The organism is Sulfuricella sp. (assembly GCF_035531155.1).
In the GTDB taxonomy this organism is placed as follows: Bacteria; Pseudomonadota; Gammaproteobacteria; order Burkholderiales; family Sulfuricellaceae; genus Sulfuricella.
The window spans coordinates 385,672-392,837 of sequence record NZ_DATKTK010000056.1 but is presented as its reverse complement, the minus strand read 5'-3'; the positions used below and the strand labels follow the sequence as shown (position 1 = coordinate 392,837).

General features: G+C 56.3%; 8 protein-coding genes and 1 pseudogene. 2 read left to right on the top strand and 7 right to left on the bottom strand.

Going from position 1 to position 7,166, the window contains the following annotated elements; translation table 11 throughout:
• Positions 1-581 (top strand): CZB domain-containing protein (locus tag VMV64_RS14300; protein WP_325331484.1); only part of this gene is annotated, 581 nt, incomplete at its 5' end.
• Positions 582-750: 169 nt separating this feature from the next.
• On the opposite strand, the gene VMV64_RS14295 is transcribed toward VMV64_RS14300, so the two are convergent.
• Together VMV64_RS14295 and VMV64_RS14290 are read right to left on the bottom strand one after the other, a co-directional pair.
• On the bottom strand, positions 751-1,746 hold the full coding sequence (locus VMV64_RS14295; protein WP_325331482.1) for a hypothetical protein: 996 nt from the start codon (positions 1,744-1,746) through the stop codon (positions 751-753).
• 95 nt (positions 1,747-1,841) lie between these two features.
• Entirely contained in the window at positions 1,842-2,327 is a 486-nt protein-coding gene (locus tag VMV64_RS14290) for a hypothetical protein (protein ID WP_325331480.1), read from the bottom strand.
• Between the two features lie 12 nt (positions 2,328-2,339).
• Here VMV64_RS14290 and VMV64_RS14285 point away from each other — a divergent pair, with 12 nt between their 5' ends.
• Positions 2,340-2,477 (top strand): IS66 family transposase, encoded by a 138-nt coding sequence (locus tag VMV64_RS14285; RefSeq protein WP_414718898.1) that lies wholly within the window; start codon positions 2,340-2,342, stop codon positions 2,475-2,477.
• A 282-nt stretch (positions 2,478-2,759) separates the two neighbouring features.
• Here the strand turns inward: VMV64_RS14285 and VMV64_RS14280 are convergent, their stop codons facing one another.
• The 5 genes and pseudogenes from VMV64_RS14280 to nifD all read right to left on the bottom strand — a co-directional run bounded on the left by VMV64_RS14280 (position 2,760) and on the right by nifD (position 7,165).
• The gene (locus VMV64_RS14280) at positions 2,760-3,524 is read right to left on the bottom strand and encodes a DUF3050 domain-containing protein (RefSeq protein ID WP_325331478.1); all 765 of its coding nucleotides are present in this window, start codon (positions 3,522-3,524) and stop codon (positions 2,760-2,762) included.
• A gap of 132 nt (positions 3,525-3,656) precedes the next feature.
• Positions 3,657-3,779 (bottom strand): hypothetical protein, encoded by a 123-nt coding sequence (locus VMV64_RS14275; RefSeq protein ID WP_325331476.1) that lies wholly within the window; start codon positions 3,777-3,779, stop codon positions 3,657-3,659.
• Positions 3,780-3,846: 67 nt separating this feature from the next.
• Positions 3,847-4,005: pseudogene (locus VMV64_RS17445) on the bottom strand (2Fe-2S iron-sulfur cluster-binding protein); the annotation flags it as partial.
• 87 nt (positions 4,006-4,092) lie between these two features.
• Complete coding sequence (gene nifK / locus VMV64_RS14270; RefSeq protein WP_325331474.1) at positions 4,093-5,631, bottom strand: nitrogenase molybdenum-iron protein subunit beta; 1,539 nt, start codon at positions 5,629-5,631, stop codon at positions 4,093-4,095.
• Between the two features lie 91 nt (positions 5,632-5,722).
• Complete coding sequence (nifD, locus tag VMV64_RS14265; RefSeq protein WP_325331472.1) at positions 5,723-7,165, bottom strand: nitrogenase molybdenum-iron protein alpha chain; 1,443 nt, start codon at positions 7,163-7,165, stop codon at positions 5,723-5,725.
• Between the last annotated feature and the right edge of the window lies 1 nt (position 7,166).

Sequence of the window (7,166 nt, the reverse complement as noted above, 5' to 3'; positions counted from 1 at the left end):
ATCACTCCGATGCCAAGCTTCAAGATGCGCTCGCCAGAATGCCTGCCCATGCCTCTTCGCCATCTGGAGTCCCTCCGAAAAAGCACCCAGAATGCACGGGATTAGCGGGAAACTACAGGTGGAGCGGCTGGCCGCTTACATCTGAAATGCAGCAGTCACCTTTTCAGACACGCCAAAATTGCATTAACATCGCGATGGGAGAGGACATGGACTTCGATGACGCGATCGTCAGCCACCTGAAGTGGAAAATGTATTTGCACAACTTTCTGATTGGCAGGGGGAAGACCCTCCACATTGCCCAAGTTGGAAATGCGGATGCCTGCGTACTCGGGCAATGGATTAACGGCGAGGGTAAACAATACGAAGGGACAGCCCAATATCGTGAACTTGTTACGAAACATAACATGTTCCATGACATCGCAGCAGAGGTGGTGAATAAAGCGAAAAGCGGCGACAAAAAAGGCGCGGAGACATTGCTCGCTACTGGGGAGTTTTTCAGCGTTTCCCGTGAAATCGTGAGTGCCATCATGCAACTTGAGAAAGTAGTTGCCAACCAGAAAACCACCCCATCTGCTAAGTAATTGCGTATTCCGACGAAACCCGCCATTAGTTCCTATTTCAAACCGTCCGGACGCAGGCTCTGTCTAATAACTGTTAGGTAGCTAACCGTGGTTGAGGACAGTCTCTGCAGTGACGACGGGCAGCTACGTGCCAGAAGCGGACCTATGCAGGCCGGTTACGGACTGCCGTCTAGGAGGAGTGGAGCAACAACTTCCAGTGATATGGCCATACCCGATAGCCCATGGCCTGCTGTGGGAGGCCTGTGGGGACGAACGTATTCTGCTTCGGAATGAACCGGAAATCGGGTGAGAAGCCGTACATGATGACTTCCTCTTTCTCGAAGAGTAACTTCAGAAGGTAGCCCAAAAATCCCGTCTCGCGCCTAATTTCAAACGCAAGCTGCTTTGCGTACCAATCCCTCATGACCATCTCGATTCCGGCATCGTCCGGCACTCGTAGTCCTCGATAGCGGATGTTCCAGTCGCGAGGGATATCTCCCTTGCTATAGGTACTCACCGTTACATCGAGACCTTCACCGGAGTTAAACAGGAGTGGAGCCTTGGGATCGTACGGCATGCGCATCGCGAAAGCCGCATCGGTAAACGTTCGGGAGTCATGCGGCGACAAGAAAGCCGTCGAGTATTTGACGTAGTCGTATGCGCTGTCGCTGCTGAATTCGTAATGCTGTTCACCTGCCGGCCTGCTTGCGTCGTGCCTTATGGCTTCATCAGGGAGCACGCTCCTGAAGTACTTCCGGTCATACTCGATAGTCATGCGGACTTCATCGTCGTGGGCATTTGATGTGTTCGTCAGCTTGAGATGAACCGGTACAAGGTAGCGCGCATCGCCGACGTCTTTCGGCATGCTGAAGAAGAAATACGTCGGCACATTCTTGTTAAGCGGAGCGTTATCTCCAACAGATATGACTAACTGTCCCCCCAGCTTTCCCTCTCGCTCGTCTACCAGGTTCGCATGCTGGTACTGAGCAATACCGGCGACCGCGCCAACGATTCCTGCGACAGCAGCGACCGCTCCGAGCTGTTTCCAAATGCGACGCAGGAGCGAAGCAAGTCGTTCGAAAAAGCGGCGCAACAAAGAACTACTGGGTGCCGGTATCACGCGGGGTTTGGCAGTGGACCTGGGCTTCTGCTGCCTCTGTCTCGTTTGCCGCTTCGGTTTCTTCAAGATCGCCCTTTGCTGAGTTTGTACCGCTGCACGCTACCGAAACCGGCGAAGTCACTCCTGTAGTTCAGAACTGGTGGTTACGCCAGTTGTAGCTACTAGGGCGCTTTTTTCACCACGGCGTAGTTCCTATTCTTCACTTCAACCACGATGTAGCTGATAGTGTCCCTGCCACCGAACAGATAGAGTTGACCTGTGTCGCCGTGGGTTGCATCCTGCGCCTTTGGGTCTTCGGCGCAAGCGATCGCAGTTACATTGACGCTGTATGACCCGACATTAGGAAACACCATCGAGTTCCGGAGGGCATGCCAACTACAGTTGGTGTAGTCAGTACGATGGTCGTTGCCGTAATGCGCCATGGTGCCGTCAACAGTCCCATAGTTACTAACCGTGATCTTTACCGGGTTTCCCGAGTCGTCGCAGCCGACCCACGTTCCTTTCATTGCGCCAATCATGTTTGGCAAATCTTTGAAGTTCGCCTTTTGACCCGACATGGCGTCTTTGACATTAGACGGCTCACACGCCAGAACAGCGGCGCAGGATAGCGCAAGCAACATCGCCACACACCAACGCAGACCACGCATTGTCCGACCCCCTTGATAAATAAACAATTATCGCATAGCCCTGGGCGCTTGGCGATCGACAACGACATCGCAGAGCGTGAAGTGAAGGCTGTGGTGATCGGCCAGAAGAAATGGCTCTTCGCCGACAGCGTCGAGGGCGCTTACACCTAGATGGCTTTGATGCTAATGGCCTCTAGATTGGCGCAGCGCCACATGAAGGGCAGAAAGCGCCCAAGCGCAACCATTAAACGTCCGGTTTTAAGCGAACCATCTGTCCGCTCAGGGTCGGAACCGGTCTATCACTGGTCGCAACCGTGATCAGCAGTTTAGCCGTTTCCCGACTGCTTCTTGTGAGAATCATGTGGGCTGCCCCCATCAAGCCTGGCCAATCTTAATTAAATGGGCCAGGCACGAGTTTATTATTCTGCAATAAATTTTCTGATCGGCAGACGCTTATTTGCTCAAGCGTTCGGTCAGGCCGTCCCACAGTCCAAGGCGCGCATTGATGGCTTCCTCGGCTGCCGACTTGATCTGCGCGATGGCTGCCTGGTCGTTGCCGGCCAGTTCCTTGATGATTTTCCAGGCCGCCGGGCCATGGCTGTCGCTATCCAGTTCGATATGACGGTTGAGATAATACACAAACATCGGCGCATCTTTTTCATCCATCTGCCAATGGGCCAGCAGGCTCCGGAACATGGCTGGAATGACATTTTCCCGGCCGAAGAAGAAGCTGCCCAGCACCTGATGAACGCTTCCCGTGCTGGCGGTGTTTAGCGTGCTGCCGACAAAGCGTCTGATGGAAGGCTCCGCGCCAACGCCATCCAGCGCTTCCTCGACCGATGCTCCCGAGCGGATACGTTGCACGAATGACTCGATCTGCGCCGTAGACGCGCCAATTTCTTTCATCGCCAGCAGATACATTTCATAGTGGCTTAGGTAGCCGCCTCCCGGCATGTCGTCACATTCCTCGCCGAGCACGATTTCATTGATCAGCCGGGCTGCCAGCGGATTACTGGGCGGCACCCAGGGCAAGTCGACGGTCGTCAGCTTGCGCTGGAGCTGCTTCAACAGGGACATGAAATCCCATACGGCAAAGACATGCCACGACATGAACAAACGCAGGTCTTCGATATCCTTGATCGAAGAAAAAACGGGATGGGATTCGAGTACGTGCTGTTTGGCAACGATTTCGGAGAACTGGTGGTCAAGTGTAGTCATGCGCATTGCCTGAATGGAACGGGAGTAGTTCCTAATATGGGCTGGCCGGCAAAAAACAAGGACTGCTTGCCATTAACATCAAAAAACCCACTGAATACGCAGTGGGTTGAGTGGTCGAACAGCCTGACCTGATCAGAACTCGACCAGGATGTCCTCGTCCAGCAGCATGTACTGGCAAGCCATGCGCCATTTCGGTGCCACATCGCTGATATTGATCTGTTCGAGATCGGCCTTGCTGAGCTTGCCGTTGAGCACCAGTACGGTTTTTTTCCTTTTCCGTCAGGTGCACAGCCTTGGGGGCGCGTGCGCCTAGATGCGTAACCTGTACGGAGCAGGAACCGCATTCGCCGTCCTCGCACTCGTAGTGGATGGGGATTTTGTGCTCCTGCGCTACTGAAAGCAGGGTTTTTCGGTCGCCGGCGACGGCATAGACGGTGATGTCTTTTTTCAGCGCCGGGGATGAGAACGTAATGTTGGCCATTATTTACTCCGTGAGGGATTAGGCGTGAAAGGTGAGGCGTAGAAACAAGGCTACGCCTCACCTCTACCCTCTCACCCCTCACCGCCGTTAACGAATGATGTCGTAGCTGTAGTCGGTCTTGCCCGGCACGTTGGTGGACTTGTCCATCTCGTCGAAAATCTTGTCGAGAATTTTCACCAGCACGTTGAGCGAGCCCTGGTAGCCCCACACCGGATAACGGTGATGGTGGTGACGGTCGAACACCGGGAAGCCGATGCGGATCAGCGGGGTGCCGATGTCGCGTTCGAGGAACTTACCGTAGGTATTGCCGATCAGGAAGTCCACCGGTTCCGTCGCCAGCAGCGAGCGCATGTGCCACAGGTCCTTGCCGGCGTAGGCTTTGCAGCCTTGGCCGAAGGGCGAGGCGTCGAGCAGCGCCTGCATTGCGGCGGCCCAGTCCTTGTTGCCGTTGGTGGCGAGCACGTGCACCGGCTCGGCGCCCATTTCCAGCAGGAAGGCGGTCAGACCCATGCACAGGCTGGGATCGCCGTAGATGGCGAATTTCTTGCCGTGCAGATAGGCTTGCGAATCGGCCATGGCGTCGAGCAGGCGACCGCGTTCCATTTCCAGCGCGGCGGGAATCTCCTTGCCGGTGAGCTTGGAAATCGCCATCAGGAACTCGTCGGTGGCGGTGACGCCGACCGGGTGGTTGAACACCAGCGCTTCCTGACCCTTGCTCTTGACGTACTCGGCGGTTTTTTCCGTGCCGTAGTGCTGCATGAACACGGTGCCCTTGGCGTTGAGCGCGTCTTTGGCCGCTTCCAGCTTGGTGCCGCCGTCGTACATACGGAATTCGCCATCTGTCGGGGTGTCGAACACATCGCTGTTATCGCCCAGAATAGTGTAGTCCAGACCCATCAGGTCGAACATGCGCTTGACTTCGCGCAGGTTGCCCACGGTGTAGCCGTCGAAACCGCCGACGAAGTTGATCTTGCCGTCCTCCTTGCGCTCCGCTTTTTCCCAGAAATGGGTGAGAACACCCTTCATCATGTTGTCGTAGCCGGTGATGTGGCTGCCGACGAAAGACGGGGTATGCGCGAAAGGCACGTCGAATTCTTCCGGGATGGAACCCTTCTGTTTCGCGGTCTTGATGAAGCTGTCGAGGTCGTCGCCGATCACTTCCGCCATGCAGGTGGTGGAAACCGCAATCATCTTCGGCTTGTACAGGCTATAGCTGTTGGCCAGGCCGTCGACCATGTTGTTGAGTCCGCCGAACACCGCTGCATCTTCGGTCATGGAACTGGACACGGCCGAGGAGGGTTCCTTGAAGTGACGGCTGAAGTGACTGCGGAAGTAGGCAACACAGCCTTGCGAGCCGTGCACGAAAGGCAGCGTGCCCTCGAAGCCGACGGCGGCGAAAATCGCCCCCAGTGGCTGGCAGGCCTTGGCCGGGTTGATGGTGAGCGCTTCGCGGGCAAAATTCTTCTCGCGGTAATCCCAGCTCTTGGTCCAGTCGGCGATTTCCTGCACCTTGATATCCGGGTAGCCGCCCTCGAAACAGGTTTTCTTCGACTCGAACATGTCCGTGTATTCCGGCGCGCGGAACAGGTTCATGTGATCGAGGACTTTCTCTGCGCTTTGACTCATTTTGAATCTCCTTCTATTTGGGTGATGGGTGATGGGTGACGGGTGATGAGCGATGGTGTTGACCCATTACCCATTCCCCATCACACATTACTTACTTTTTCCACGGCGCCTTGGTCTTGCTCCACACCGGGCTGTTGATGGCCATGTCCATGTCGCGGGCGAAGATGGCGAAGCCGTCGTAGCCGTGGTACGGGCCGGAGTAGTCCCACGAGTGCATCTGGCGGAACGGCACGCCCATTTTCTGGAACACGTACTTTTCCTTGATGCCGGAACCGACCAGGTCGGGCTTGATCTTCTCGACGAATTTTTCCAGCTCGTAGGCAGTCGCGTCATCGTAGATCAGGGTGCCGTCCTTGACATAGTGGGTGGTGCGCTGGTAATCGTCGTTGTGGCCGAATTCGTAGCCGGTACCGGCGATTTCCATGCCCAGGTCCTCGTAGGCGCCAATCACGTGGCGCGGACGCAGGCCACCGACATAGAGCATCACGGTCTTGCCTTCGAGGCGCGACTTGTATTTGGCGATCACCGCATCGGTCATCTGCTGGTACTTGGCGATGACCTTCTCGGCGCCTTCCTTGATCTTGTCGTCGAAGTGGGCGGCAATGGCACGCAGGCTCTCGGCGATCTTGGTCGGGCCGAAGAAGTTGTACTCGTGCCAGGGAATGCCGTACTTCTCTTCCATGTAGCGCGAGATGTAGTTCATCGAGCGGTAGCAGTGGATCAGGTTGAGCTTGGCCTTGGGGGTGGCTTCCATCTCTTTCAGGGTGCCGTCGCCGGACCACTGGGCGATCACGCGCAGGCCCATTTCTTCCAGCAGGATGCGGGAGGACCAGGCGTCGCCGCCGATGTTGTAGTCGCCGATGATGGCCACGTCATAGGGCGTGGATTCGAAATCCTTGTTCTTTTCCTCCGAGCCTTCCAGCACCCAGTCGCGTACCGCGTCGTTGGCGATGTGGTGACCGAGGGACTGGGACACCCCGCGGAAGCCCTCGCAGCGCACCGGCACGATGGTCTTGTTGATCTGCTTGGCCTTCTTCTTCGACACCGCTTCGATGTCGTCGCCGATCAGGCCGATCGGGCACTCGGACTGCACCGACAAGCCGTTGTTCAGCGGGAACAGGGCCTCGACTTCGTCCATCAGCTTGTCCAGCTTCTTGTCGCCGCCGAACACGATGTCCTTTTCCTGGAAATCGGAGGTGAACTGCATGGTGCCGAAGGCGTTCACGCCGGTCACGCCGATGAAGTAGTTGCGGCGCGACGCCCAGGAATACTGGCCGCAGCCCACCGGGCCGTGGCTGATGTGAACCATGTCCTTGATCGGGCCCCACACCACACCCTTGGAACCGGCGTAAGCGCAACCGCGGACGGTCATCACGCCGGGCAACGACTTGATGTTGGATTTCACGCCGCAATCGGGCTTGCCTTCTTCATGCACGCCGAGGTGCTTGACGCGCTTCTTGGCGGATTTTTCCGGATAGGCCGAGAGCACTTCCTCGATCACTTCCTTGTTTCTGGCTTTGACGTCTATAGTCATT

Excerpts from the sequence above, each read along its gene's own strand:
- nifK (WP_325331474.1), bottom strand. The coding sequence starts at position 5,631 with ATGAGTCAAAGCGCAGAGAAAGTCCTCGATCACATGAACCTGTTCCGC.
- VMV64_RS14280 (WP_325331478.1), bottom strand. The coding sequence starts at position 3,524 with ATGACTACACTTGACCACCAGTTCTCCGAAATCGTTGCCAAACAGCAC.
- VMV64_RS14290 (WP_325331480.1), bottom strand. The coding sequence starts at position 2,327 with ATGCGTGGTCTGCGTTGGTGTGTGGCGATGTTGCTTGCGCTATCCTGC.
- nifD (WP_325331472.1), bottom strand. The coding sequence starts at position 7,165 with ATGACTATAGACGTCAAAGCCAGAAACAAGGAAGTGATCGAGGAAGTG.